This window comes from Streptomyces sp. WAC05292, assembly GCF_003949955.1.
GTDB classification, from domain to species: Bacteria; Actinomycetota; Actinomycetes; order Streptomycetales; family Streptomycetaceae; genus Streptomyces; species Streptomyces globosus.
In genome coordinates, this window is sequence record NZ_RPSE01000027.1 from 1 (window position 1) to 26,313 (window position 26,313).

A 26,313-nucleotide genomic window follows, 5' to 3' on the forward strand; every position below is an offset into this window, starting at 1 on the left:
GACCAGGTGGGCGAGGCTCGCGGGCGGCTCGGCGGCCCCGCCGCCGAGCCGCCCGCGAGCCTCGCCCACCTGGTCACCGCGGACCCCGCGGTCCGGGCCGCCCACGCGATGGGCAAGGCGTACCGGGACGTCGTACGGGCGCTGCGCGGGCGCCCCGGCCGCATCCCGGATCTCGTCGCCCACCCGGCGGACGAACAGGACGTCGCCGATCTCCTCGACTGGGCGGGCAGCCGGCGGATCGCCGTCGTCCCGTACGGCGGCGGCTCGTCCGTCACCGGCGGCGTCGAGTACCGCGGGGACGCCCACGACGCGGTGCTCTCCCTCGACCTCACCCGCATGGGCCGCGTCCTGGAGGTCGACGCCCTCGGCCGGGCGGCCCGCATCCAGGCGGGCGCCCTCGGGCCGGCCCTGGAGGCGCAACTTCGGCCGCACGGGCTGACGTTGCGGCACTTTCCGCAGAGCTTCGAGTTCTCCACACTCGGCGGCTGGATCGCGACCCGCGCCGGCGGCCACTACGCCACCGGCCGCACGCACATCGACGGCGCCGTCCAGTCGCTGCGCGTCGTCACCCCGGCGGGGGTGAGCGCCTCCTGGCGGCTGCCCGCCTCCGGGGCGGGTCCCTCCCCCGACCGCCTGTTCATCGGCTCGGAGGGTGCCCTCGGCGTCATCACGGAGGCGTGGGTCCGCCTCGTCGCACGCCCCCGGCACAAGGCCTCGGCGTCGCTGTCCTTCTCCGGCTTCGGGGCCGCGCTCGACGCCGTGCGGGCCGTCGCCCAGTCCGGCCTCCGGCCCGCCAACTGCCGTCTGCTGGACGCCGGGGAGGCGGCGCTGTCCGGTGTCCGGGCGGACGGGTCGGCCGTTCTCGTCCTCGGCTTCGAGTCCGCGGACGAGCCCGTCGGCGGCCTGCTGGAGCGGGCCGTCGCGCTCGCGCAGGCCCACGGGGGCCGCCCCGGCACCGCAGCAGGCGGCGGGACAGGTTCGGGCGGCGACGCCGCCGTGGCCGCGTGGCGCTCGGCGTTCCTGCGGATGCCGTACCTGCGCGACGGGCTGGCCCGCATGGGCGCCGTCGCGGAGACCTTCGAGACGGCCGCCACCTGGGACGGGATCCCCGCGCTGATCGAAGCCGTGCGCAGCGAGGTCGGTGCGGCCGCCGCCAAGGCCACCGGGTACCCGGCGACGGTCAACTGCCGCCTCACGCACGTGTATCCGGACGGCGCCGCCCCCTACTTCACCGTCCTCGCCGCCGGCCGGCCGGGCGACGAGGCGGCCCTGTGGGACGACCTGAAGGCCGTCGCGAACGAGGTCCTGCACCGCCACCGGGCCACCATCACCCACCACCACGCCGTCGGCCGCGACCACCGCCCCGGCTACGACCTCCAGCGCCCCGAACCCTTCGCCCTGGCGCTGCGCGCCGTGAAGTCCGCGCTCGACCCGCGGGGCATCCTCAACCCGGGCGTCCTGGTCGACTGAAACGCCCCCCCCGGTAAAAGGGGGACGCGCCCCGGCAGGCCCGCTCCTAGCCTGAGGGCCATGACGACGACCGCGGCCCTCGCCTGCGTACAACCGCCTCTGACGGCAGTGCTGTACGGGCTGCTCGCCCTGCGCGGGTGGCGGTACGGCCGGCGGTACCGCGCGGCGGCCCGGCGGTGCGCGCTGATGGACGTCGACCCGTACCACGCCGCCTCCGGGCAGGGGTGGTACGGCGACGACCTGCAGGCCGCGGCGGCCCGCCTCGTCCTGGACGGGCTCGCCACCGTCAACCACCGCGGCAACCTGCGGGCCACCGCCGCGGGAGCGGATACGGGCCGCGCTGCGGGGCATCCGCTGCCCGACGCGCTGCTGGCCGCGCTGCGCCGGCGCACGGCTCCGGCGGCGCTGGGCAACCTGGAGCAGCGCGACAGCGAACTCTGGTCCGCGCGGCAGCGGTTCCACGCGCCGGCGCGGGCCGCGGCGGAGGCGCTGCGGCCCGCGCCGACCCGCCCGCCGGGCTGCCTCGCCGCGATGGCGGCGCTGCTGCTGATCGGCTGGATGGCGTTCACGGCGGCGGCCGTCGTGGACCGCGTCCCGCGCGGCCCGGTCGAGTGGCTCGCGGCCGTCGCCGCGGGCCTCGCGGTCGTCGCGCAGCTCGCCCTGCTCGACCGGTACCGGAAGGTGCCGGGCCCGGCCGGCGGACGGCCCGACCCGGTCGAGGCCCGGATGGCCGCCCTCCGCCCGCATCCCGCGCTCGCCGAGCTCGCGGCCCGGGACCCGGAGGCGGAGCGGCGCCTGCGGCTGAGCCGGCTGCGCGTCCGGCGCAGCCGCAACCGCGGCCGGCCTCGCCGCCGCACCGCTCCCCCGGGCCGCCCGGACCCCTCGGCCGGCGGGGATCAATGCGGCGGCAGCGGGTAGCGAGCACGTGGGAGGTGGTGCGCATGCCGGACACCGGCCTGGACCGGTTCACCGATCTGCTCGACGACACGGTCTGCATCGTCACCGCGCAGGCGGGCGGACAGCGGGCCGGATGCCTGGTGGGGTTCGCCGGGCAGTGCTCGATCCGGCCGCCGCGCTTCGTCGTGTGGCTCTCCCGCCTCAACCACACCTTTCGGGTGGCGGGGGCCGCCGAGAGCCTCGCCGTGCACCTCGTGGACCGCGGCGGGCTGCCGCTCGCCGAGCTGTTCGGCGGCGAGACCGGCGACCGCGTCGACAAGTTCGCCCGGGTCGCGTGGCGGCCCGCCGCGGACGGGACCCCGCTGCTGGACGGCGCTCGGGCCTGGTTCGTCGGCCGCATCACCGCCCGCGTCGACGGCGGGGACCACGTCGGGTTCCTGCTGGACCCCGTGGAGCAGTCCCCGCCCGGTCCCGCCCCGCCGGCGGACCTGCTGACGCTTCACGACGTCTGGCATGTGCGGGCGGGCCACCCCGCGTGACGCCCCGCGGAGCCGTCAGGCGACGGCTTCGCGGGCCTCGGCGAGCGTGAACAGCGCGCCGGCCTTGTCCCGCATCACCATCCGCCGGTCGGTCGGCGTCTGCTCGACGGGCGAGGCCTGCCGGCCGCCCGCCCGGACCGCCCGGTCCGCCGCCTCGTCCAGGTCGGGCACGGCGAAGTGCACGCACCAGCGGGGGCGCAGCCGCGGGTCCGGGTCGCCGCCGACGGCGCCCCCGCTGATCCGGGCCACGGTCAGGGTGCCGCGACGTACGACGACGTGGTCGTGCTCGTACGCGACGTCCAGGGAGCCCGGCCGGCCGGTCGCCCAGTCCAGGACCTCGCCGTAGAAGACGGCGGCCGCGAACGGGTCGCGCGAGCGCAGCTCCGCCCAGGCCGCCCCGTCCTCCGCGGACGTCCACTGGGAGACCACCTCGCCCTCCCAGTAGCCGAACGCCGCGCCCTCCCGGTCGGCGGCGAGCGCGGCCCGGCCCGTGGCGAAGGCCAGCGGGCCGACGGCCGTGGTGGCGCCGCGCTCGCGGATCCGTGCGGCGGTGACGTCGGCGTCCTCGACGGCGAAGTACGGCGTCCAGGCCATCGGGATCCCCAGGCGCGGCACGACGGCGCCGATGCCGGCCACCGGCACGCCGTCCTGGAGCGCCACGCGGAACTCCTCGCCGAGGCGGGTCGTGCGGAAGGTCCAGCCGAGCACCGCTCCGTAGAAGGCCTCGGCGGAGGCGAGGTCGTGGGTGGCCAGGCTCACCCAGCACGGCGCCCCGAACATCTCCCCGCTGGTGGACATCCTCCGCAACCCTCCGATCCCTCCGGCACCCCTCCCACTGTTCCATCACGGCGGGGAGTGCGCCCCCGGGGAGCGGTCCGCCGGACTCAGAGCGCGACCATGATCGCGTAGGCGAGGAAGAAGAGGGCGCAGAGCACGGCCACGATCACGATGATCGTGAGCGGCCCGCCGGCCCAGCCGCGCTTGAGCGGCCGGTACGGCCCCGCGCCGCCGGCGGTGCTCGACTCGCCCGGGGGGGTCTCCCCCGGCTGCACACCACCGCCCGCGGCCGGCCCCGGGGTGACCGCCGGGTCGGGGTCGGGATTGCCTTGCCGTCCGTATTCGTTCATGCCCGGCCCCTTTCCACGCCGGCGCGGCCCATGCACGCCGGTGCCGGGAATTCGCGTGCGCGCGGTGCGGCGGAAGCAGGCGGGGCCTGGGCCCGCGCGTCTCCGCAGGCGCCCGGCGCGGGCCCGCCGTTCAATGGAGCTATGCCGCACAAGGTCAGACGCGGGGGAATCGCAGTGGCCGCCGGGCTCGCCCTGGCGGCCGGGTCCGTCGCCGCCGCACCCTCGCCGGGCCCTGGCGGCTTCGACGTCACGAAGGCCCTGGACACACTCGACGCACAGGTGCAGGAGGGAATGCGGCGCACCGGGGTGCCCGGCGTCTCGGTGGCCGTGGTCCACGACGACAAGGTCGTCTACCTCAAGGGGTTCGGAGTCCGCAGCACCGAGGCGCCGGGCGGGAAAGTCGGTCCCGACACCGTCTTCCAGCTCGCCTCGGTCTCCAAGCCGGTGGCCTCGACCGTCCTGGCCCAGGCCCTCGGCGCCGACGGCTTCGACGCCCCCCTCAAGGGGATCACCCTCAAGGACCCCTGGGTCAGCGCGCACGTCACCGCGGCCGACCTGCTCTCGCACCGCTCGGGCCTGCCGGACCACGCGGGCGACCTCCTGGAGGACCTCGGCTACGACCAGTCCTACATCCTGTCCCACCTGCGCTACGAGCCCCTCAGCCCGTTCCGCACCAGCTACGCGTACACCAACTTCGGCTTCACCGCGGCCGCCGAGGCCGCCGCCAAGGCCAAGGGCGTGCCCTGGGACCGGCTGTCCGAGGACCTGCTGTACGCACCCGCCGGGATGACCCGCACCAGTTCCCGCTTCAGCGACTACGAGAACGCGGCCGACCGCGCGCTGACCCACGTCAAGACCGAGGACGGCACCTGGAAGCCGCGCCACGTGCGCGACGCCGACGCCCAGACGGCCGCCGGCGGCGTCAGCTCCAACGCCCGCGACATGGCCCGCTGGCTCCGCCTCCAGCTGAACGGCGGAAAGATCGACGGGCGGCAGGTCGTCAACGCCGAGGGCCTGGCCGAGACCCACGTCCCGCACAGCATCAGCCAGCCGCCCCCGGAGCCCGGCGCCCAGCCCGGCTACTACGGCCTGGGCTGGAACGTGCGCTACGACGACCACGGCCGGCTGCGCCTGAGCCACTCCGGCGCCTTCGCGCTCGGCACCAACACCAACGTCACCCTGGTCCCTGCCGAGAAGCTCGCCATCGCGGTGCTCACCAACGGCTCCCCCACCGGCCTCCCCGACACCATCGCCCTGAACTTCTTCGACACCGCCGAGCACGGCAAGCCCACCCGCGACTGGCTGCCCGTGGTCGCGAAGTCCTACGCAGAGCAGCTCGGCGAGGGCAGGTCGGAGACGGACTACGCCAAACCGCCCGCCGACCCGCAGCCGGCCCGCCCGGACAACGCGTACACCGGCACCTACACCAACCCCTACTACGGCCGCGCCACCGTCACCCGCACGTCCGGCGGCGGGCTGGTCCTCCACCTGGGACCGAAGCCGCAGAACTACCCGCTCACCCACTACAGCGGGGACACCTTCAGCTTCGAGACTGCCGGAGAGAACGCGATCGGCCGCACCGGCGTGACCTTCACCGACGGCCGCATGCGGGTGGAATACCTGGACGCCAACGGACTGGGCACCTTCGAGAAGGCCGACCGGGGCTCCGGGCCGGAGGCCGGCGGGGCCGGCCGGCAGTAGGCACCTGCGCCGCCGGGGCGCGACGGCGGCCCCAGGGCGGACCGGGAGCCGCCTCACCGGCGTCACCGCCGTCACCCCGTCAGGCGGGCGTGCCGCCGGGGCCCGCGCCCAGGGGCGTGTGGGCCGCGGGGACCGCCTCCCGCGGGGAGACGGGGCCGGGCGCGGTGCCGCCGCCGAAGGGGCGTCCGCCCAGCAGCGCGCGGCCGTGCGGGGCGAGCCATGCGGAGAGGTCCGGGCCGGCCGGGACTATTCCGGTCGGGTTGATGTCCGTGTGCACGAGGTGGTAGTGCCGCTTGATGTGGTCGAAGTCGACGGTGTCGCCGAATCCGGGGGTCTGGAACAGGTCCCGGGCGTACGCCCACAGGACGGGCAGCTCGGCGAGCTTGTGCCGGTTGCACTTGAAGTGGCCGTGGTAGACGGAGTCGAACCGCACGAGGGTGGTGAACAGCCGCACGTCGGCCTCGGTGACGGTGTCGCCGACCAGGTAGCGGGACCGGGTCAGGCGCTCGCCGAGCCGGTCGAGCCGGTCGAAGAGGCGGTCGTACGCCTCCTCGTACGCCTCCTGGGAGCCGGCGAACCCGGCGCGGTACACGCCGTTGTTGACGTCCCGGTACACCAGCTCGTTGACCGCGTCGATCTCCTCCCGCAGCGGGGCCGGGTACAGGTCCGGCGCGCCGGGGCGGTGGTGGGCGGTCCACTCCAGGGACAGGTCGAGGGTGATCTGCGCGAAGTCGTTCGTGACGACCTCGCCGGTGGGCACGTCGACGATCGCGGGCACGGTGATGCCGCGGTCGTACGCCGGGTCCCGCGCGAGGTAGGCCTCGCGGAGCCGCTCGATGCCGAGAACCGGGTCCCGGCCGCCGGGGTCGAGGTCGAAGGTCCAGCTGCGCTCGTCGTGGACCGGCCCGGCGACCGCCATCGGCAGGGCGTCCTCCAGCCCGAGGAGCCGGCGCACGACCACGGCCCGGCTCGCCCACGGGCAGGCCCGGCTCACGACGAGGCGGTACCGGCCGGGCTCGACCGGATACCCGTCGCGGCCGTCGGCGGTGATCCGCGTGGCGAGGTACCGGGTGTCGCGGTCGTAGCCCCGGCCCGCATGAACGTAGCCCATGCCGCACGCCTACCCCGCGACCCGGCCGGCGAACGCCCCGGCCGCGGTGCGGCGGGCGGGGCGGCCTAGGGTGGCGCCCATGACGACGAACGCGAGCGGTCCGGGCGGCGGCCCCGGGCGGGTGCTGTACGGGTGCATGGGCCTCGGCGGGAGCTGGAGTGCCGAGCCGTACGGCCCCGCCGACGTCGACGCGGCGGAGGCCGCCGTACGGGCCGCCCTGGACGCCGGGATCACGGCCTTCGACCACGCCGACATCTACCGGCACGGCAAGTCGGAGGCCGTCTTCGGCGAGGTACTCGCGCGCGACCCCGGCCTGCGCGGCCGCATCACCGTCCAGACGAAGTGCGGCATCCGCCTCCCCGAAGGCGGCCTGCCCGGGATGTACGACCTGCGCGGCAAGAGCATCCTGCGGCGGGTGGAGGAAAGCCTGGCCCGGCTGCGCACCGACGTGATCGACGTCCTGCTGCTGCACCGCCCCGACCCGCTGGCGGACCCCGACGACACGGCCGAGGCGCTGGAGTCGCTGCGCCGCCAGGGCCTCGTCCGGCAGTTCGGCGTGTCCAACATGGGCGCCGCACAGATCGCCGCACTCCAGGCCCGGCTGGGTGTTCCGCTGGTCGCCAACCAGCTGGAGATGAGTCTGCACAGCCGCGACTGGGTCGAGGCGGGCGTCCTGCTCAACACGCCGCAGGCCGCCGCGAACGGCTTCCCTTTCGGCACCCTGGAGTTCTGCCGCGAACACGGCATCGGCCTCCAGGCCTGGGGGGCCCTGGCACAGGGCCGGTTCACGGGCCGCCAGGAAACGCCCGCCGAGCGGGCCACGGCGGCTCTCCTGTCCCGGCTGGCCGAGGAGAAGGGCACGACGCCCGAGACGGTGCTGCTGTGGTGGCTGATGCGCCACCCGGCCGGCATCGCCCCGATCGTCGGCACGTCCGACCCGGCCCGCATCCGCGCCTGCCGCGACGCGGCGCGGCGACCCACACCCGACCTCACCCACGAGGAGTGGTACACCCTCTGGACCACGGCCCGCGGCACGCCCCTGCCGTAACCCTTCCCGGTCCGGACCCCTGCTGCCACCCGGCCGGTGCTCTTCGCGTCGTCAGGACCGGCATTCTCCCACGGGCGGATCCGCCCGGCGCGGCCGTGGCGCTTGGCGCGCGGTGCGGCGGGGGCGGGCGCATAGTGCCTTTATGAGGTACCGACCGGTTGCGTCGCTCTGCGTCGCCGCTCTGGCCGCCGCGGTCCTGCAGGTTCCGGCCGCTGTCCCCGCCGGAGCGGTCCCCTCCGTTGCGGACGGATGCACGGCCACTCCCGCCTCCTCCGGCGGGGCGACGGCTCGCGAGATCGCGGGCATCGTTCAGCGCGCGAAGGCCGAACTCGACTTGCGGGCGGTCCAGTTCAGCGTGGCCGTGGACGGGCGGGAGGTCGTGACGGGGGCGGTGGGCGAGTCCCGCAGCGGCGAACCCGCCACGCCCGCGATGCACTTCCGCGCCGGCTCGGTCGGCATCGTCTACCTCGGCATCGTCCTGCTGCAGCTCGCCGAGGAGGGGCGGGTCCGCCTCGACGACCCCGTATCGCGCTGGCTGCCCGACCTGCCCGACGGCGACCGCATCACGCTGAAGATGCTCGGCACCTCCACCTCCGGGCTGCACGACTACGTGACCGACCCGGTGTTCGTCAAGGAGTTGAGCGCGGACCCGAACCGGCGCTGGACGCCCGACGAGCTCGTCGGGATCTCCACCCGGCACCCGCTGTGGTATCCCCCGGGCACCGACTGGAGCTACTCGCACGCCAACTTCGTCCTGCTCGGAGCGGCGTTGGAGAAGATCACCGGGACGCGGCTGGACAGGCTGCTGCAGGAGCGCGTCATGGGGCCGGCGGGGCTGCGGCAGACCCGGAACGGCTATACGCCGGCCATTCCGCAGCCCGTGCTGCACGCCTTCACCGAGGACTCGGAGGGCCTGTACGTCGACTCCACGTACTGGAACCCGTCCTGGACGACGGCTCCGGGGGCGGTCCTGACCATGGACGTCTGCGACCTGGCCCGGTCGGCGCGGGCCGTCGGCGCGGGCGAGCTGCTGTCCCCCGCCTCGTACCGGCTCCAACTGGAGCCCGGCACCGTCGGCTTGGGGCACGCCACCGTGAACTGCCCGGCCTCGGTGTGCCTGCGGCAGACCCGCGACGCGCACTTCGGGGTCGGGGTCATCGTCCTCGACGGCTGGGTGATGACGAATCCGTCGTTCTTCGGCTACGCCGCCGTGCAGGCGTACCTGCCGGACGAGCGGCTCGCGATCGCGGTGTCCACGACCACCGGACCGCGGGCCCCGCAGGGGAACACGGCGGAGACGGTCGCCCAGCGCATCTCCGCCGCCCTCGTCCCGGACCGCCCGCTGACCCCGTTCCCGCGCTGACCCGCGGTCAGCCCGCGGAGGCGGGCTGCGGCTGCCGCTGCGGCTCCGGGGCGGGGTCCAGCGCCGAGATCTCGGCCAGGGACAGTCCGAGGTTCTCGTGCAGGAACCGGACGATGGTCCAGTGCGGCAGCACGCCCTCGTCCAGCGGGCCGAACTCGGCGCAGTACAGCGGGATCCAGCGCAGCGCCTCCTCCGCGGCCCGCTCCCGCCCCGGCTCGGCCTGGTAGTCCTGGTAGCCGATGCTGCGGTGGTGGATGAAGAACCGGCCCGGCAGCCGCTCCTCGCAGAGGGCGCGGTACTCGCGGGTCTGGAGGATCAGGTAGTGCCATATCTCGTCGATGTCCTGCTCGACCGGCAGGAACAGGCCGCCGAGCCGGTCGGGGTGGGAGGAGACGAGGTGGAGGTAGCGCAGGCACTCCAGGACCTGCCGCTCGGCGTACGCACGCCCCGCGCCGGTGCGGGATTCCGCGTACCGGACGGCCTCCTCGTGCAGGGCGGGGCCGAGGAGGGCGCGCAGCGCCTCGGGGCTCGTACGGGGGCTCATGCCGTGCCTCCTTGCGGCGGCTGCGCTGCGGGCGCGGCGGCCGGGTCGTCGTGAGCGGCGAGCCAGGGGTACTTGCCGGACTTGCCGATGGGGAGGTGCGCCCGGTGGACGGCGGTGCACGGGCGGCCGGTCAGGGCGGACAGGCCGGAGGCGAGGGCGGAGGCCCGGTCGGCGTCCAGCGGGCGGCCGTCGAAGGTGGTGTAGTGCAGGCGGGCGGGCGCGGCGGGACCGCCGGCGGCCACGTCGAGGCGGGCGAGGAAGACCTGCGGGGCGGCGGCGGTGACGACGTCGTCGACGTCGGCGTGGGCCACGGGGCCGTGCGGCGTGGTGAGCAGTTCCTTCTCCCGCCCGCAGAAGGCGGTGATCTCGGCCGGGTCGGGGCTGCCGTCGGCCGTGCGGACGCAGTCGCCGGAGCGGTAGCGGACCAGCGGCATGTACGGGTTGCGGATGCTGGTGACGATGAGGCTGTGGATGCCGCTGCCGGGGGCGACGGGCACGAGTTCGACGCTCATCCGGTCCAGGTAGGGGTGGTAGCGGCCGTGGCGGTCGCCGTGGAAGAGGTAGCCCAGCTCGGTGCTGCCGAACAGGTCGATGACGGGGACGTCGAACCGGTCGGTGAGGTAGCGGCGGACGTTGGCCGGGGTGTACTCGTAGGCGGTCACGATGCTCGCCGGGCGGGGGAAGTCCTCGGGGTTCCACAGGCCGAAGGCCTCCGCCCGGTGCACCAGGTGCGCCAGGTGGTAGCCGGAGCAGTCCAGGTGGTAGTCGCCCTTGGGGTGTTCGGCGCGGACGCGGCGGATCTCGGCGAGCATCCGCGCGACGTCGTCGCGGCTCCACTGCGCCGGGTCCAGGTGCAGGTTCAGGTAGAGGGTGCGGTCGTCGAGCCGGCGGTCGTCGAGGGAGGGCTCCGCCGCGGGTTCGGTGCCGTTCTTGCGGGCGTTGACGCGGGCGACGTGCTCGGTGGCGAGGACGGTCGTCAGCGAGACGCGCCGGCAGCCGCTCTCCCAGGTGTGGGCGAGGTCCGGGTGCTCGCTCCACAGCCGGTAGTAGGAGCGGAGCAGGAAGTACGGGGGCCGGATGAGCTGCATCCGGGCGTGGTTGGTGCCCGTCGACAGGACGTACTCGGCTTCGCCGGATTCCAGGGCGGCGGCCAGACGCGGGGTCATCCAGTTGTCGGGGAAGCCCCGGGCGATGTCGGGCTTCTCCAGGATCGGGAAGCGGCCCCGGGCGAGGGAGGGCTGGTAGAGGGGTATGTCCCGGATGCAGGCGAGGACTTCGGGGGACGGGAACCCGTCCGCGTCCGGGGTGCCGCTCGGGGCGGGTGTGGCGTCCATGACCACCTTCGGGTGTGCGGGGGCGCGGGAGTGGCGGCGGGTGGGCCGTGGCGGCGCGTGCGGTCTCGGCCGCCGGGCGGGGCCGTCGGGCCGGCCGAGCGGGCAGGGGGCGGCCCTGCCGGTGCGGTGCCGGCCTTCGGGACCCCGCCTCGGGCGGTGCCGGGCGGTACGGCCGTCAGGAGATGCAGCCGGTCTTTCCGGCGGCGCTGATGCAGCCCGCCTTCGGGGAGGCGCTGATGCACCCGTCCTTCGCGCCCTGGGCGGAGTTCGCGGCGACCCAGCGGTTCCAGACGTCGTCCTGCGTCATCTTGCGGATGAGCTGCTCCATGGGATACCTCCGTTAGATGGGGAATTGCGGCGAGAGTGCTGCTTTGCGCCGCCCCCAGACAGTAAAGGGGAGCCCAAGAAGCGGACAAGGGGAAACCAAGGAATCGTCGCCGGTCGGCCAGAAGGACGGCCTGAATCCTGCGTGCTCCGGCGGGAGTCGGCGCGGCTTCGAGCCGCCCTGGAGGGTTCCCGGGCGGCTCGGAGCCTGGCGCTGCCGGCGGCGGGCGGCAGCCGGCCCTGTGCGGCTCCGGCCCCCGCCGGAGCCGCGGGTGCGTCAGCCTCCCGCCGCCGACGGCCCCGGTCCGGCCCCGCCGGCCTCCTGCGCGGCCGGCTCCCTGACCCGCACCGGCGCCGTGCCGACCTCGTGGCGCCGCTCGGCCCATCCCTCCAGGGCCGCCCGGCAGGCATGGTCGAGGTGGCGCACCCCGGTGAGGTCGAGTTCGACGGGCCGGCCGTGCGGCAGCGCCTCCAGCGTTTCCAGGATGTGCGGCAGGCGCAGGAAGGTCGCGTTGCCGGTGAGCGCCACCACGGTGCGCCCGCCGACGAGTTCGCGCACGGTCACCTGCACCTTGGAGGTCTCCCACGCGCACTTCACGACGGCCAGCAGGAGCCCGAGGACCACGCCCTCGAACATGCTCGTCGTGACGATGGCCGCGGCCGTCGCGCACAGGATGACGGCCTCGCCCCGATGCTCGCGCCACAGCGGCGCCAGCGCCTTGACGGGGATCAGCTTGCAGCCGGCGTGGATGAGCACGGCCGCGAGCGCGGCGAGCGGGATGACGCCGATGGCGGTCGGCCACAGGACCGTGAACAGCAGCAGCCACACGCCGTGCAGGACGCGGGAGAGCGGCGTCGTCGCGCCTGCCTGCACGTTGGCCGAGCTGCGCACGATGACGGCGGTCATCGGGAGGGCACCGAGGGCGCCGCAGACGGTGTTGCCGACTCCCTGGGCGACGAGCTCCTTGTCGTAGTGGGTGGGAGGGCCGTCGTGCATGCGGTCCACGGCGGCGGCGCTGAAGAGGGATTCGGCGGATGCGATGAGGGTGAAGGCGAGGACGGTGCCGAGGACGGCCAGGGTGCCCAGTCCGCCGAGGTCGCTCAGGCTGGGCGGCTGGATCGCCGCGAGGAGCCCCTGCACCTCGACCTTCGGGACGTCCAGCCCCAGGGCCGCCGTTCCCGCGGTGGCGAGGGCGACAGCGGCGAGCGGCGCCGGCACGGCGCGCACCCGGGCGGGCGCCTTCGTCCAGGCGACGAGGACGGCGCCGGTGAACACGCCGACGCCGGCCGCCGTCAGCGCGGCTGTGCTCGTCACCGTTTCGGCCAGGAGGCCCGGGATCCCGAGGATCTTGCGGAGTCCGGAGTGCGGCTGCTCCGCCCCGGCGACGGTGTACAACTGGCCGACGACGAGGACCAGTCCGATGCCTGCGAGCATGCCCTGGACCACCGAGACGGAGATCGCCCGGAACCAGCGGCCGCACCGCGCCCAGCCGAGGACCACCTGGAGCAGTCCGGTGGCGAGCACGATGACGCCGAGCATGCCGAGCCCGAATTCCCGTACGGCTTCGAAGACGAGGACGGTCAGGCCGGCGGCGGGCCCGCTGACCTGGAGTCTGCTGCCGGGCATGAGGCCGACGACGATGCCGCCGACGATGCCGGTGATGAGGCCGAGTTCGGCGGGGACTCCGGAGGCGACGGCCACGCCGACGCACAGCGGCAGGGCGACCAGGAAGACGACGAGGGAGGCCATCGTCTCCTTGCGGAACAGGGCGGGGCGCCGGAATGCGGCGAGCACGGAAGTGGTGTCGGTCATGGGCGGGGTTTCCCGTTCGTCGATCGGGGCGGCATGGGCGCGCCGTTTCGATGAGGGATTCACGAGGGCCTGCCTCCTGCGCCCGCAGGGGGGTGTGCCGTGTGGGCGCGGTGTGGTCGGGTCGGGTCCGGATGCGCTGCTGGGGCGGGTGGTGCGGCACGCGGGGACCGGCCCGGAACAGCCGGGGTCCGGCGGGAAACCCGCGGCGCATTGCACACCGCAGGAGCAGCGTCCAATTTACCAAGGCATTACCAATTCATGGCAGATGCAATTCTCGCCACAACGATTTCGCCATACAGGGATCGAAGGCCGGCGCTTTACGCGGGCGCACGAAATCGATGCACGCCCCCACTCGTTCAATAGCCGGAATACCGGGCCCCGGGCACGCTGAGGGGAGTCCCGCCCGGGACTCCGGCGATCCGGCCGTCGGCGGCTGCGGTGCGGTACGCGGACATCGCGCCCTCCCGTCCGGTGGCGAAGGCGGCCGGGCAGCCCGTGCGCCCCCCGAGACGGGTGCCGCGGCCTGCGGAAACGCCGGAGCCGCCCGGGGCGTCGCTACACGCGGCCGGGGAGCGGTCCGGCCGTTTCATGGTAGGCCGGGCGGGTGACATCCGCGCCCGGACGGCGCATGCCCCGGCCCGTGCCCCGGAATCCTCCGTCCGTTCTTCCGCCCCCGCGCGGAACGCCCCCCGTGAGGCAATGCGCCGGGCGAATGCCGGGGGCGGGAAGCCGCCGCTGAGCGGGCGGCGCCTCCCGCCGGTGCGGCTATGCGGGGGCGGCCGCGGCGGCGAGGAGCGGGACGATGCGCATGCGCCGGCCGTCGAACTCCACCGTCTCACCGGGCAGGATCAGCAGGCCCGCCTCGTCCTCGAACGCGGCCTCCCCGGCCGGGCGCACCTGGACCGCCGGGCCGAGGACGCCCGCCATGAACACCGTCGGGTCGACCTCCCACCCCCGGGCGTCCAGCCAGCGCTCCAGCGCCTCGCTGTCGGCGCTCTCCGCTCCGCGCGGCCAGTCGTACGTGTTCGCCATGCCTACCCCCTGTAGCCGTTCGAACCACGCGCCAGATGGTGCCATCCGACTGCGACAACCGCCGGGAATTCGGGGTGGGCTGACCGCCTGTCGGAAGGGTCCGGTCCGTTGGCTCGACGGCTGTGCCCGCCAGGCCCCTGTGGATCGATGCACAAATCACCGCAGCCGCCTTGGAATCCGCCGACTCGGGATGTGGGCGACACCACTCCCCCGCCCCGGCCGCGTCGCGCCCGCGCGGCTCAGCCGGCCGGACGGCCCCGCATCCAGTGCCCGGCCGTCGTCCAGCCCTGGAAGCGGCGCGCCAGCCCGCCCAGGGCGGTGCCGTCCGCCTCGAACGCCCCGCCGGCCGCGACCAGGCGCAGTCCGGCGACCGCCGGGGCGAGGCGGGCCGCGGTGTGCCAGGGCTGCCGGGCGGCTTCGGCCGCCGCGTGCTCGACGAACGCCGCCTGCCGGTCGGGCGGGCACAGCGACAGGTGGAACAGCATCTGCCGCCACGCGTACGCCGCGTCCTTCAGTGTCCCGAGGGGGCGGGGATGGCCCTGGACGCGGGTGACGAGCCGGCACACAGCCGCCAGGCACTCCCCTGCCAGCGCCTCCCACCCCGCCGCGGGCGCCACGTCCGCGTACCTCACGAGGACGGCCAGGTTGTGCGTGGTGAGGATCTGCGCCTGCTCGATGACGGTGCCGTTCGCCGCCGGCGACCAGGAGCGCCCCGCGTCCCCGCCCGCGCGCTCCGCGCACAGCCGGTCGAACGCCGCGACCGTACGGGGCCGCCGGGCCGGGCTGCCGAGGCCTTCCGCGGCATGGACGACGGCCATGCTGCGCACGGCGGCGCAGTCGATGCCGTAGTAGCGGGCGTACAGGCTTCCGTCGAGGAGGTCGGCCGCGGTGCGCGCGGCGGCGAGGAACTTCGGGGTGAAGCCCCCCATGAAGATGTCTGCGGCGAGTTCCTCGGTGAACGGCGCGGACAGCTCCGCCTGCTGCGCCAGGTGGGACATCTCCCGTACCAGGGGATTGGGCAGCAGCGTGCCGGGGAACGCGCCGACCGCCAGGTCGCCGACCCGGCGCAGCGCGGCGTGTGCCGCGGCCCGCGCCCGGGCCCCGGTGTCGGCGTCGGTGCCGTGCGCGGCGACGGCCTTCACCCAGGGCAGTTCGTCGACGCGCACCTGGTGCGCGTAGTGGAGCAGCAGCAGCGAACGGCGGTTGCGGAACGCCCGGTAGGTGGCGGCGGCCAGGGTGCGCAGCGCCGGGTCGGCGTGGCGGGCGGCCGTGGCGTTGGCCACGAGCTGCGGCACGAGCGCGGCCAGCACCTCCGCCGACGGGACGAGGCCGCGCTCGACGAGGGTCTCCGGCGGGGCGCTGAGCGCGCCGGCGACCACCTGCCGCAGTCGCGGCGGGACCGCCGTGCCGGCGGGCAGGCCGGTCGCCTCGGCCTCGGGTGCGCCGATCGGGGCGACGGGGCCGTCCACGTCGGGCGTGCCCGCGCCCTGGTCCAGCTCCGCGAGCCGGTCGGCGATGGCCGCGGCGATGCGGTGGTGCGCCGGCTGGGCGGCCTGGCGGGCCTGCTCGGCACGCAGCCGGGCGTGCTCGGGCGAGCCGGGCCGGCCGCGCTTGGCGACCGCGGATGCCACGGCGTGCCGGAGCAGTCCGGCGAGCCGGGGCTCGTGCCGGCGGCCTGCGGCAGCGGCCTCCAAGGCCCGCAGCATGATGCCGGTGTTGCTCTTGGGGTCGCGGTGCCTGCCGCACCGCGTGTGGTTCGCCGCGAGGCCGCGGTAGCGCTCCAGCAGGCGCGCGGCCTCGGCGCACGGGGCCGCCGTACGCGGGGCGCGGGCACCGCCGTCCCGTACACCGGTGCGGGCCGGGGCGGCGGCTTCGGCGTCGATGCGGGGAAGCCAGTAGGCGAGGAGCTCGTCGTCGAAGGGCCGCCACACGGACAGCGCCTCCCGCTGTGCCTCGACGGCCTCCTTCGGTCGCCGGGACCGCAGCGCGGCGGCGGCCTCGCCGACGGTGCGGCGGTGCACGGCGTTCGGGTCGGCGGCGGGGCGGTCGGCGGGACGCGGCAGGAACCGCAGCCGGTCCGCGAACGGCCTCAGCCGGGCGACGAGTTCGGAGGCGGCGTCGAAGTCGTCGGCGCGCACCAGCCAGGCGACGGTGAGCAGGGCCGCCTCCTCGGGCAGCGCGACCTCGTACCGGCCGCTGTCCAGGAGCTGCCACAGGCCGGCGAGGCCGTCCTCCGTCAGGGCGTGAGCGAAGAGGGCGGCCCGGTCCGCGGGCACGCCGGCCCGGCGGGCGGCCTCCTCCTCGTACGGGGCGAGCGGGCCGCCGGCGGCGGGAGTGCCGGTGGCGAAGCCGCCCCGGACCACCTCGGGGGTGACCCAGGCGGGCAGTCCGGCGACGGGCGTACGGGAGCCGACCGCCAAGGTGCCGTCCGCCATGCCCGCGAGCACCGCCCGCCACTTCTCCATCCGGCCGGCCGCGCGGGACCGTGCGGCCGGATCGGGGTGGGTCAGGGAGGTGTGCAGCGCCCTCCGCAACCGGCCTGCGGCATAGCCGGCCGAGACGGCCACGTCGGGGCGGGCGGCGGGCACCGGGTGCTGCTGGTCAGCGTCGTCGTTCATAGCCGGCGTGGCAGGACCTGCCCCTGCGCCCTCCGGGTAGGAAGCCCGGTGCTCTGACTGGCTGAGCTACACGCCGTTCGGTGCGGTCGACCCTAGGCGTGCGCGGGAGTGGGCGGCAACGCTTTTTCCGCAGGTCCGCCGTCAGTTGGCGGAAGCCGGGCGGAAGGGGGTCGCGCGGACGGTACCGCCGCACAGGGCGAACTCGCCCCCGTCGTCCGGCGCGAGCTGGAGGCCTCCCCGGCCGCCGGGCACCGCGACGACGAGTGAGGGGGCCACCGTCGGATCGGCGCCGGAGGCGCAGTAGCCGTCGGCTTCGCCGAGGACCGGCGTGAACGCGACGACGGTCGCGGCAGCGCCGCCGACGCGCAGCAGCACGGGCTGCGGGCGGCCCTGCGCAGTGACGGCGAGCGGCTTGCCGCGGTCGGGCGAGCCCTGCCCGGCGAGGGCGAGCCGGGGATGGCCGCCGAGGGTGCAGGGGCGGGGGCCGTCGTTGACGACGGTGATCCGCCAGCCGGTGGCGCCGACGCGCTCGGCGCTGTTCGCCACGAGCTGGTCGGTACGGCACGGCGGCGCCGGCGCCCGCAGCGCGGCGTCGTCCGCGGCCGCGACGGCGGCGGGGGCGGTGGCGGCGAGGACCCCGCCGGCCAGGACGGCCGCGAGGACTGCCCGGCGGGCGCGGGATGTACGGGGCGCTGCTCCAGGGGACATGGTGCATCTCCACAGGTGAGCGGTGGAGCGCCGGGCCGCCGGCCCGGGAGGCTGCGCCGGTCGCGGCGCTCCCTCCCAGCGTGGCACCGTCCGGGCCCGCCCGCCCGGCGGAGGGCGTCCGGATCAGCGCCCCGGGGCTGCGGCAGAATGGCCGGGTGAACGATTCGGCCGAGCAGGCGCACACGGCGGACCGCCTCTGGCGGGAACACCGCCGAGAGCCCTTCCCCGACAGCCTCCGGCATGGCGCCTTCGACGGCACCGACGTGTGGCTCCTCGAATGGGGCATGGCAGGCAGCCTTGTCCGCCGGCTCGACCACGGCGGCCCGCTCGACGCGGAGGACAGCGCCCTGCTGCGGACCGGCATCGACGGGCTGGACCGAGTCATTCCCGGGATGGGTGACGGGGCGGCAGCCGACTACTGCCGGCGGCTGCGCCGAATCGCCGCGCTCGCCGTGGGCGACACGCCCGCAGACTGACCGACAGGACCGCTCAGCCCGTCCGCCCGCGTGCCGGGGTCACGGTCCGCCGAAGGCGATCGACGGCAGCCACCACGAGGAACCCGGCGCCGGGCAGACCGGTGGCAGGGTCGGGACGGAGCGGTTTCCGGAACGCCCGGAGGTGCAGGTGTTCCGTGGCTGCCAGGGACAGCCTGGCGGACACGCCGTGCCCCGTACACCCGTTCTGGCGGTCCCGCCCGCCGACCGGCGATCATGGGGGGATGCGCGCCCCTCACCCCTGCCCCGCCGCCGACGAGTTGGCTCGGCTGTCCGCTTGCGCCACCGCCGGGGCCGTCAACGGCGGGCAGGTGTCGGCGCGGGAGGTGGTGGCCGCCGCATTGGAGAGGATCCGCGAGCACGACGGGCGGCTGCGGGCGTTCACCGCGGTGTGGGACGCGGGGGCGGCCCGGTACGCCGACGCCGTCGACCGCCGGGTCCGGGCCGGTGAGCGGCTGCCGCTGGCCGGGGTGCCGCTGGCCGTCAAGGGCACCGAGGGGCTGGAGTCCCCGCAGACGGCGCGGCTGGTCGCCGCGGGGTGCGTGCCCGTCGGCGCCACCTCCACCCCGGGCCGGGGCACCCGCTGGCAGACGTACGGCGCCACCGACCGCGGTGCCACCCTCAACCCGTTCGACCCGCGGTGGAGTCCGGGCGGTTCGAGCGCCGGGTCGGCCGTGGCGGTGGCCGCGGGCATGGTGCCGCTGGCCACGGGGAGCGACGGGGCGGGGTCGGTGCGCATCCCGGCGGCCTGGTGCGGCGTCATCGGGCTGAAGCCGACCAACGGATCGGTGCCGGCGCGCGACCGGGCGGGGCTGAACGTCGCCGGCCCGCTCGCCCGTCACCCGCAGGACGCCGCAGCCTACTTGTCCGCGCTCACCGGCGCGCCCCCGCCGGATCACGGCCCGATCCGCCCGCTGCGCACGGCCTGGTCGGCGACGCTCGGGTTCGCGGCGACGGAGCCGGCCGTGGCGCGGACGGCTCGGGCGCACCTCGGGGCGCTCGCGGGCGCCGGCGCGGTCGAGACCGTCGGCGTGCCGGTCGTCCTGCCGGATCCGGCCGCGTGCTGGGAGGCCCTGCGCGGGCGCGCTGCGGACGGCGGCGCCGAGCGTGCCGCACACCGCACCCGCGCCGACCTCGCCCGGGCGCTCGACGCGGTCTTCGCGGACGCGGAGTTGGTGGCGACGCCGACGACACCGAACGCCCCGCACGGCCACGACGGCCCCGGGGACACCCTCAGCGTGGCGCTGACCTGGGCGTTCAACATCAGTGGCCATCCGGCCATCAGCCTGCCGGCCGGGTTCACGCCGGCCGGCGAGCCGGTGGGCCTGCACCTCGTGGCCCGCCGGCACCGCGAGGCGGACCTCCTCGCCGTGGCCGCGGCCGCCACCCGCGCGGCCCCCGTCTGACACGGACCGGAGCCCCTCCGGTGGGCCGAACGGCGGCAGTTCGGGCACGACTCGGTCCCCGCGGTGGACCGGAACCCGACCGCGGGGACTATGATGATGATCGCAGGGCCCGGGTACCGTATCCCCCGTCGGTATCCGGGCCCTGCATGTTTGTACGGGCTCGCCCCGCCCCACCCCCGTGGGGGCAGAGCGAGCCCGGTCATGGGCGCCCGGTCACGTGGTGAACGCGGGCGGTCGGACCGGCGCGGGCAGGTGCCGCGCCAGGTGCCTGGCGACGTCGACGACGGTCCGGTCCGCAAGGTACGGGCCGATGATCTGCACGGACAGCGGCAGCCCGCCGGGCGTGCGCCCCGCCGGCATGACGACGGCCGGCAGTTTGACGTGGCCGGCGAGGTTCAGCCAGGCCGTCTGGTCGAAGTACGGCCGCTTCTCCCCGTCGACGGTGATGTACCGGTCCGGGAGCGGCGTCGTCGTCTGGTCGTCGACGGCCGGGGCCGGGACGGCCGGTGTGATGAGGACGTCGTGGGTGGTGAAGTAGTCGGCCCAGCGGGTGCGCAGCTTCTCCCGGTCCTCGTTCGCCCGAAGCCAGTCGCGGTGCCGCATGGTGCGCGCGTGCAGGAAGAGGCCCCGGGGGTCGCCTGCGGGGATCTTCTCGGCGGCCTCGACGTCCGCGGCGAAGCCCTCGTCGGTGGCGGTGGCGCTGGCGGTGGCGAACATGAGGCGCTGGAAGAGCCGGTCGCTGGCGGGGAGGTCGACGGGCCGGGTGCTGTCGTCGACGGCGGCGCCGGCGGTGCGCAGCAGGGCGGCGATGCCGTCGAGGCACCGGCGGACGGTGTCGTCGACGTGGCAGTACGGGTCGTCCTGCCAGATGCCGATCCGGTAGTCCGCCAGGCGGCCGCGGCGGGGCGCGGGGAGGTCGATGCGCCAGGCGGCGGCCTCCGCGGGCGCGGGGGCGGCCAGGACGTCGAGGAGGACGTCGAGGTCGTCGGCGGTCCGGGCGATCGGGCCGATGGTGAGCATGTCCGAGGTGGAGAGCCAGCCGGGCGGGCGCGGGATGTGGCCGCGGGTGGGGACGATGCCGCCGCTGGGCCGGAGTGCGTACACGCCGCAGTACGCGGCGGGGAGGCGGAGCGAGCCGGCGAGGTCGGAGCCGACCTCCAGGCTGGTCATGCCGGAGGCGACGGCGGCCGCGGGGCCGCCGGAGGAGCCGCCGGCGGTCTTCGTGTCGTCGTACGGGTTCCTGGTGGTGCCGAAGACCGGGTTGGAGGTCTGGAGGTCCTGGCACATGACGGGGACGTTGGTCTTGCCGACGATGACGGCGCCGGCGGCGCGCAGGCGGGCGACGGCGTCGGCGTCGCGGTCGGGGACGTGCCCGGCGAGGTCGGGTGAGCCGCTGGTGCTGCGCAGGCCCTTGGTTTCGAGGGCGTCCTTGACGGTGACGGGCAGTCCGTGGAGGGCGCCGAGGGTCTTGCCGGTGCGGGCGAGGTGGCGGTCGGCGGCGTCGGCGGCGGCGCGGGCGCCTTCGGCGTCGAGGGTGACGACGGCGTTGAGGCCGGGGTTGGCGGTCTCGATGTGCCGGAGGTACTGCTCCAGCAGGGCGCGGCTGCTGGTGTCGCGCCGGCGCAGGGCGGTGAGCTGCTCGCGCGCCGGGGCCAGGTGCAGGTCGGGGCGCGGGGCCCCCGGGTTGCCGGCGGGGCCGCGGGAGCGGGCGGAGGCGGACAGGGTGGCCATGGACGCGGCCGCGGCGACCGCGGTCGAGGCGAGGAGCAGGGTGCGGCGGAGGATCACGGGCGGGCTCCCGGGGCGGCGCTGCCGGCGGTGCCGGCGTCGGTGGTGTCGGCGGCGGCGCGCGCGGCGGTGCGGTTGCCGCGCGGCGCGGGCGGTGTGAAGTGGGCGGCGACGCGCTGCAGGTGGCGCAGCTCGTCCTCGGTGGTGGCGAGCGGCAGGTCGGCGTCGGCGTAGTCGGCGGGGGCGTCGACGGGGTCGCCCGCCGCGTGCCGGTCGAGGGCGGCGCGGATCTGGTCGGCGGTGACGGCCGCGGCGAGTTCGGCGCCGGCGAGTCCGGCGGCGGAGCGGCGGGCCTCGGCTTCGGCGCGGACGGCGGGGTCGAGGTAGCGGCGCATCACCTTCTGGCCCTGGCGGATCTCGACGCGGCGGCGCAGCAGCGGGAAGTGGGCACTGCGGCCGCGCAGGAGGTCGAGGCCCTGCCCGGACGGGCGGCGCAGCGTGATGCCGGGGTCTGCCTGGTCGAGGGCGGCCCACAGGGGGGCGAGGCGGCGGTGGCGCAGGTGGGCGGTGGCCCAGTCGCGGGCGCCGGCGGCGCGCAGGGCGACGGTGGGGATCAGGTAGCCGATCTGGGTGAGGGTGGCGCCGATGTCGCCGCAGGCCCAGGCGAAGCCGTTGAGGTGGCTGACGCTGAACCCGGCCTCCGCGCCGATGATCGCGGCGATGCGGATGCCGCTGTAGCCGAGGGTGATGACGGCGCCGACGGTGACGAGCCGCAGGCTGAAGGCGATGGACCGGTCGGCGGCGGTGCGGGCGTACGTCCAGCAGGAGACGGCCAGATACGTTTCGGCGGCGCTGTACACGCCGAAGTACAGCAGCACGTACGCCTGGAAGACGGGGTCGTGCGCGTAGTACAGGGAGAAGTCGGTGGGCCGGGTGGAGGCCGGGGTGAGCGAGGCGAAGAGGACCGCCATGGCGGCGATGACGCCGGCGGCGGCGGCGAGGAGGATGCGGCTGCGGCGGCGCGCCTCGGCGGCCGGCTTCGACCAGTGGGCGAGGACGGTCGCCTGGAGGGCGAGGACGACGATGACGAAGCCCTGGGCGATGGGCACGACGATGTTCGGTACGCCGAAGAACCCGTCGACGCGGATCCACACCGGGGTGAGGGAGACGGCGTAGCTGAGGGCGGAGAAGCCGTAGGTGAAGGCGAGGGCGACGAGTGCGGGGTCGCGGCGGCGCCTGCCGAGGTCGCGCACCAGGATGAGGAATCCGGTGCCGGCGATGGCCAGGCACAGTGGGTGGAGGATGTCTTTCACGGGGCCCTGTTCGGTCAGCGCAGCAGCGTGCGGGCTATCGGGTCGGCTTCCCGGATGCCCTGCGGGCGGGATGCGCTCACGTGCTCCTGGAGGAGGGAGCCGAGCATTTCGGCCTCGAACTCCTCCGGCTCGTTGTACCGGGTCCTCCCGAGGACGAGCTGGACCGTCGCGGGGTCGATGTCGGTGATGAGGCCGCCGAGGCTGCCGGCGTCGACGGCCGCGCCGCCGCGGTGCCGCTTGAGCATGTGGCCGAACTCGTGGCCGACGATGATCTCGGCGTGGGCGCGGCTGATGGCGGTGTCGTAGAAGACGTAGTCGGTGTCGCCGGTGGCCAGCCAGAGGCCGCACGGGGCGGACGCGTCGAGGGAGTCGGGGTCGGCGGGGTCCGAGGCGAAGGGCATGAGGCGGATGGTGCGGCCCAGGCGGTCCTCCATGAACGGCACCAGGTCCAGGACGCTGTCCGCCTCGGGCAGGCCGAGGCCTTCGACGAACTCCCGGCTGCGGTGCTCGACTTCGTCGGCCTCGCTGCGGGTTCCGCCCTTACGACGGCTGAGCCACATGGAGCTTCCCCTTCTCCCGGAGACACCGGTCGCCGGTCACGGCAGGTCCCTTGCGGGGTCGTCGGTCAGGCCTTCCTCTTTGCGTACGGCTTCGAGTGCCGCCAGCACCTTGCGCTGGCCGGCGGCGGAGACGCCCATGGCGCGCAGGGCGAGCTGCTCGACGCCGTTCTCCTTCAGCTTGCGGAGGATCTCGAACTGCGTGGCGACCTTCCGCGTCACCTCGTCCTCGACGAAGTAGGCGGCCTCCACGCCGAAGAAGCGGGCGAGGAGCGGCACCATGGTGATGGTGGGGGTGCGCTTGCCGGCGCGGAGCAGGCTGATGTGGGACCGGGTGTAGCTGTCCTCCCCGTACGAGGAGATGGTGCGGGCCACGTGCGCGTTGGTGTACTCCTCGGCGCCGGGCGGCCGTACGCGGTCGAAGAGGAAGTTCAGGCGGTCGCTGAAGGAGGAGCCGGGGCCCGGGACCGGGACGGGTCCTCGCCTGGCCGGCTCCGGTGCTTCGGGTCCTTCTGCGGGATCCGCCACGGGGAACTGCCTCCTTCCGCGGGCGTAACTATAGTTGACGCCCGCTGTGCGTAACTATAGTTGACGGATGCGGAAGCGGAAGCCCTCTTCTGCGCCTGGCCGTTCGCCCGGAGCGGAGGGTGGCCTGAGCGCGCTGCGGGCGCTGCGCGCGGCGGCCGGGGGGCTTCAGGCCTTCCCCGCGGGCCGCGCCTCGCTCCAGTAGATGTCGAGCATGGTGCGCAGCGGGACCTGCTCCTGCTCGGCGCCGACCGGCACGGTCAGCGCGTCCAGCATCCGCCACAGCTCGCGGTCGATCGGCGCGGCGGCGGCGCCTTCCCGGGCGTGGGCCGCCTGGTGCCGGTGGACGGCGAGGGCGAGCCTGCGGAGCGTCTCGCGCTGCTCCTGCGCGACGCGGTGGTTGGCCGAGCGGTTCACCGACCGCTGCACCTTGCCCAGTTCGGAGATCGCCCGCTGGATCATCTGGTGGAAGTTGGCGGCCCGCTTGCGCCAGCTCTCGTACTCGGCGCGGGTGGCGAACCACTCCCGCTTGCCCTCCTCGCCGCGGGCGAAGCACTCCGTCTGGAAGAGGTCGCGCTCCGCCTTGCGCTTGCGCAGCACGTTGCCGGTGCGCTGGTGGACGTTGGTGATGATGTCGTACGTGCGGCCCAGGTTGTCCGGGTGGGTGAGGGCCGCCCACACCTCGGGCCTGCGGGCCGGGGGGTGGGCGTTCGCCACGATCAGGTCCTCGTACTCCTTGTCCTCGAGAGCGGCGATGTCTCGGGCGTCCATCAACGGGCCTCCAAGCCGGTGGCGGGCGGTGCACCCATGGTGACGGATTGTTCCGCTTCCGGTGGCGGAATACCGGCAACAGCCCGGGCCCCGGGCCGCCGGAGCTGCGCGGACACGCAGAAGGCCCCGGTCTCCCTTGGGAGGCCGGGGCCTTGGCAGAGCGCTGGGCAGGCCTTGCACCTGCATCCCCCCACAGGAAGTGGGGTGCCTTTCCTTGGACCACCAACGCAGATCCCGCCACCGCTGTCACGGCGCGGGCTCGGCACCAACTCTACCGCACCGCAGGCGGTGTTCCGCACCCTGCGGCGCGGACCGCGGGGGCGGGACCGGAGCGGCCTCCCTGGTGGCGGCGGTGTCGGCGCAGGCCCTCATACTGGGCGCATGGAACGGATCGGGGGGTACGGCGTCGAGCGCAAACTCGGCGAGGGCGGCATGGGAACGGTCTACCTGGCGCGTTCCCGCGGCGGCCGGCTGGTGGCCGTGAAGGTGGCCCGGCCGGAGCTCGCCGCGGACCCGGCGTTCCGGGAGCGCTTCCGGGCCGAGGTGGCCGCCGCCCGCCGGGTGGGCGGCTTCCACACCGCACAGGTGGTCGACGCCGACGTCGACGGGGACCCTCCGTGGCTGGCGACGGCGTACGTGGCGGGGCCGACGCTGGCCGCCCGGCTCGCCGCCGGCGGGCCGATGGACGAGGCGGGGCTGCGCACCCTAGCGGCGGCGCTCGCCGAGGCGCTGGAGGCCATCCACGGCTGCGGCCTGGTCCACCGCGACCTGAAGCCGGGCAACATCGTGATGGCCGACGACGGGCCGCGCGTCCTCGACTTCGGCATCGCACGGGCCCTGGAGTCCACCCGGATGACCGCGACGGGCACGGCTTTCGGCACGCCGGGCTACCTGGCGCCCGAGCAGGCGCTGGGCCACGACGTCACCGGCGCGGCCGACGTGTTCGCGCTCGGGGCCGTGCTGGTCGCCTCGGCGGGCGGCAGCGCGTGGGGCGAGGGCACCCCGATGGGCCTGATGTACCGGTCGGTGCACGAGCCGCCGAACCTGGAGGCGGTCCCGGAGGGACTGCGCCAGGTGGTCGCGGCCTGCCTGGCGAAGGACCCCGCCGAGCGGCCGACGCCGTCGGCGCTGCTGGACCTGCTCACCGCCGACGGCTCCGCGGCGCCCGCGGACTCCCCCGCCCCCGGCTGGACTCCGACGGTGAGCGCGCCCGCGACGCCCCCGCCGGCGGCCGTCCCGGCGTCGCTCGCCCCGCAGACGCCGCCGCCTGCGTCCCTCGCGCCCCGGACGCCCCCGCCGCTGCCGGCGCAGGCTCCGGGCGCGCCGCACGCCCCGGCGGGCGGCGCGCCGTCCACGCCGTACCCGCCGCAGCCGGTTCCACCGCTCCCGCACGGCATGCCGCCGGTACCGGCCGCGGCGCCGGCCGTCCCGGGGGCGGCTCCCCTCCGCGCGCCGGAGTTCGTGGTCGCCGACCGCCGCAACAGCGTGGTCTGCGACGGTTCGGGCGTCGTCTTCGAAGTGGAGGGCGTGGAGGCGGACTTCACGTGGGACGAGCTCGCCGGGATCACCTACGGTCCGGGCCACCGCGGCAGCCACCTCGTCGTGACGGTCCGGCTGCAGGACGGCACCTCGTACTCCTGCCAGGTCCACAACCGCCGCGCCGCCCGCATCCAGGAGTGGCTGGCGCAGCTGCACGCGGTGGTCTCGCACTACCTCGGGCCGCGGCTGGGCCCCGCACCCGCGCCGTACGGGGCCGGCCCGGCCCCGTGGGGCACCCCGGCGGCCGGCTCCGCGGGCTTCGGCAGCCCGCACTTCGGCCCCGGCCCCGCCGCCCCGGGCGGTTTCGGCCCGCCGCCTCGCTGAGGTCTGCCCGAGGACGGATCCCGGGGC

At 75.5% G+C, this 26,313-nt stretch carries 24 protein-coding genes and 1 tRNA gene; 9 read left to right on the forward strand and 16 right to left on the reverse strand.

The features are described from left to right. From EF903_RS05655 to EF903_RS05665, 3 genes are all read left to right on the forward strand, one after another. Nucleotides 1-1,470: FAD-binding oxidoreductase (locus EF903_RS05655; protein ID WP_148142504.1), on the forward strand; the 1,470-nt coding region annotated here is incomplete at its 5' end. Nucleotides 1,471-1,530: 60 nt separating this feature from the next. Further along, nucleotides 1,531-2,388 (forward strand): hypothetical protein, encoded by an 858-nt coding sequence (locus EF903_RS05660; protein ID WP_125541512.1) that lies wholly within the window; start codon nucleotides 1,531-1,533, stop codon nucleotides 2,386-2,388. Between the two features lie 23 nt (nucleotides 2,389-2,411). After that, the gene (locus tag EF903_RS05665) at nucleotides 2,412-2,906 is read left to right on the forward strand and encodes a flavin reductase family protein (protein ID WP_125541514.1); all 495 of its coding nucleotides are present in this window, start codon (nucleotides 2,412-2,414) and stop codon (nucleotides 2,904-2,906) included. Nucleotides 2,907-2,921: 15 nt separating this feature from the next. Here the strand turns inward: EF903_RS05665 and EF903_RS05670 are convergent, their stop codons facing one another. Continuing rightward, nucleotides 2,922-3,704 (reverse strand): VOC family protein, encoded by a 783-nt coding sequence (locus tag EF903_RS05670; RefSeq protein ID WP_185902533.1) that lies wholly within the window; start codon nucleotides 3,702-3,704, stop codon nucleotides 2,922-2,924. An 86-nt stretch (nucleotides 3,705-3,790) separates the two neighbouring features. Then, nucleotides 3,791-4,033 carry a DUF6480 family protein gene (locus EF903_RS05675; RefSeq protein ID WP_125541517.1) on the reverse strand — a complete coding sequence of 81 codons (243 nt, stop codon included), beginning with the start codon at nucleotides 4,031-4,033 and terminating at the stop codon, nucleotides 3,791-3,793. 174 nt (nucleotides 4,034-4,207) lie between these two features. On the opposite strand from EF903_RS05675, the gene EF903_RS05680 reads away from it, so the two are divergent. Then, nucleotides 4,208-5,734 (forward strand): serine hydrolase, encoded by a 1,527-nt coding sequence (locus tag EF903_RS05680; protein WP_399420187.1) that lies wholly within the window; start codon nucleotides 4,208-4,210, stop codon nucleotides 5,732-5,734. Between the two features lie 79 nt (nucleotides 5,735-5,813). Here EF903_RS05680 and EF903_RS05685 read toward each other — a convergent pair whose 3' ends face one another. After that, a complete protein-coding gene (locus EF903_RS05685; RefSeq protein ID WP_125541523.1) occupies nucleotides 5,814-6,845 on the reverse strand; it encodes a glutathione S-transferase family protein in 1,032 nt (343 codons plus the stop codon). Nucleotides 6,846-6,924: 79 nt separating this feature from the next. Between EF903_RS05685 and EF903_RS05690 the strand changes: the two genes are divergently transcribed. Together EF903_RS05690 and EF903_RS05695 are read left to right on the forward strand one after the other, a co-directional pair. Next, nucleotides 6,925-7,893, forward strand: coding sequence for an aldo/keto reductase family oxidoreductase (locus tag EF903_RS05690; RefSeq protein ID WP_260614856.1), 969 nt, complete (start codon nucleotides 6,925-6,927; stop codon nucleotides 7,891-7,893). Nucleotides 7,894-8,035: 142 nt separating this feature from the next. Then, the gene (locus EF903_RS05695) at nucleotides 8,036-9,256 is read left to right on the forward strand and encodes a serine hydrolase (protein WP_125541526.1); all 1,221 of its coding nucleotides are present in this window, start codon (nucleotides 8,036-8,038) and stop codon (nucleotides 9,254-9,256) included. Between the two features lie 7 nt (nucleotides 9,257-9,263). Here the strand turns inward: EF903_RS05695 and EF903_RS05700 are convergent, their stop codons facing one another. From EF903_RS05700 to EF903_RS05730, 8 genes are all read right to left on the reverse strand, one after another. Then, nucleotides 9,264-9,800, reverse strand: a complete 537-nt coding sequence (locus EF903_RS05700) for a hypothetical protein (RefSeq protein WP_125541529.1) — start codon at nucleotides 9,798-9,800, stop codon at nucleotides 9,264-9,266. After that, the gene (locus EF903_RS05705) at nucleotides 9,797-11,134 is read right to left on the reverse strand and encodes a hypothetical protein (protein ID WP_185902534.1); all 1,338 of its coding nucleotides are present in this window, start codon (nucleotides 11,132-11,134) and stop codon (nucleotides 9,797-9,799) included. Before EF903_RS05705 ends, EF903_RS05700 begins: the two co-directional genes overlap by 4 nt. A gap of 175 nt (nucleotides 11,135-11,309) precedes the next feature. Further along, on the reverse strand, nucleotides 11,310-11,462 hold the full coding sequence (locus EF903_RS33845; protein ID WP_185902535.1) for a hypothetical protein: 153 nt from the start codon (nucleotides 11,460-11,462) through the stop codon (nucleotides 11,310-11,312). 273 nt (nucleotides 11,463-11,735) lie between these two features. Next, nucleotides 11,736-13,271 (reverse strand): SulP family inorganic anion transporter, encoded by a 1,536-nt coding sequence (locus EF903_RS05710; protein ID WP_399420191.1) that lies wholly within the window; start codon nucleotides 13,269-13,271, stop codon nucleotides 11,736-11,738. A 765-nt stretch (nucleotides 13,272-14,036) separates the two neighbouring features. Beyond that, nucleotides 14,037-14,303 (reverse strand): hypothetical protein, encoded by a 267-nt coding sequence (locus EF903_RS05715; RefSeq protein ID WP_125541532.1) that lies wholly within the window; start codon nucleotides 14,301-14,303, stop codon nucleotides 14,037-14,039. Nucleotides 14,304-14,542: 239 nt separating this feature from the next. Next, complete coding sequence (locus tag EF903_RS05720; RefSeq protein ID WP_125541534.1) at nucleotides 14,543-16,921, reverse strand: hypothetical protein; 2,379 nt, start codon at nucleotides 16,919-16,921, stop codon at nucleotides 14,543-14,545. Nucleotides 16,922-16,923: 2 nt separating this feature from the next. Beyond that, nucleotides 16,924-16,997: transfer RNA gene (locus tag EF903_RS05725), tRNA-Gly, on the reverse strand. Between the two features lie 65 nt (nucleotides 16,998-17,062). Then, nucleotides 17,063-17,629 carry a DUF4232 domain-containing protein gene (locus EF903_RS05730; RefSeq protein WP_125541536.1) on the reverse strand — a complete coding sequence of 189 codons (567 nt, stop codon included), beginning with the start codon at nucleotides 17,627-17,629 and terminating at the stop codon, nucleotides 17,063-17,065. 155 nt (nucleotides 17,630-17,784) lie between these two features. Here EF903_RS05730 and EF903_RS05735 point away from each other — a divergent pair, with 155 nt between their 5' ends. Both EF903_RS05735 and EF903_RS05740 read left to right on the forward strand, forming a co-directional pair. After that, the gene (locus EF903_RS05735; protein ID WP_125541539.1) at nucleotides 17,785-18,105 is read left to right on the forward strand and encodes a hypothetical protein; all 321 of its coding nucleotides are present in this window, start codon (nucleotides 17,785-17,787) and stop codon (nucleotides 18,103-18,105) included. Nucleotides 18,106-18,347: 242 nt separating this feature from the next. Beyond that, a complete protein-coding gene (locus tag EF903_RS05740; RefSeq protein WP_125541541.1) occupies nucleotides 18,348-19,529 on the forward strand; it encodes an amidase in 1,182 nt (393 codons plus the stop codon). A 213-nt stretch (nucleotides 19,530-19,742) separates the two neighbouring features. On the opposite strand, the gene EF903_RS05745 is transcribed toward EF903_RS05740, so the two are convergent. The 5 genes from EF903_RS05745 to EF903_RS05765 all read right to left on the reverse strand — a co-directional run bounded on the left by EF903_RS05745 (nucleotide 19,743) and on the right by EF903_RS05765 (nucleotide 24,423). Continuing rightward, a complete protein-coding gene (locus tag EF903_RS05745) occupies nucleotides 19,743-21,317 on the reverse strand; it encodes an amidase (RefSeq protein ID WP_125541544.1) in 1,575 nt (524 codons plus the stop codon). Further along, nucleotides 21,314-22,570 (reverse strand): MAB_1171c family putative transporter, encoded by a 1,257-nt coding sequence (locus tag EF903_RS05750; RefSeq protein WP_185902536.1) that lies wholly within the window; start codon nucleotides 22,568-22,570, stop codon nucleotides 21,314-21,316. The genes EF903_RS05745 and EF903_RS05750 overlap by 4 nt, the downstream gene beginning before the upstream one ends. Nucleotides 22,571-22,584: 14 nt before the next feature. Next, nucleotides 22,585-23,130 (reverse strand): hypothetical protein, encoded by a 546-nt coding sequence (locus EF903_RS05755; RefSeq protein WP_260614858.1) that lies wholly within the window; start codon nucleotides 23,128-23,130, stop codon nucleotides 22,585-22,587. A 36-nt stretch (nucleotides 23,131-23,166) separates the two neighbouring features. Further along, on the reverse strand, nucleotides 23,167-23,655 hold the full coding sequence (locus tag EF903_RS05760) for a helix-turn-helix transcriptional regulator (protein ID WP_125541546.1): 489 nt from the start codon (nucleotides 23,653-23,655) through the stop codon (nucleotides 23,167-23,169). A gap of 165 nt (nucleotides 23,656-23,820) precedes the next feature. Next, nucleotides 23,821-24,423 carry a hypothetical protein gene (locus EF903_RS05765; RefSeq protein ID WP_125541548.1) on the reverse strand — a complete coding sequence of 201 codons (603 nt, stop codon included), beginning with the start codon at nucleotides 24,421-24,423 and terminating at the stop codon, nucleotides 23,821-23,823. A 381-nt stretch (nucleotides 24,424-24,804) separates the two neighbouring features. On the opposite strand from EF903_RS05765, the gene EF903_RS05770 reads away from it, so the two are divergent. Then, a complete protein-coding gene (locus EF903_RS05770; RefSeq protein ID WP_125541550.1) occupies nucleotides 24,805-26,286 on the forward strand; it encodes a serine/threonine-protein kinase in 1,482 nt (493 codons plus the stop codon). Nucleotides 26,287-26,313 lie beyond the last annotated feature (27 nt).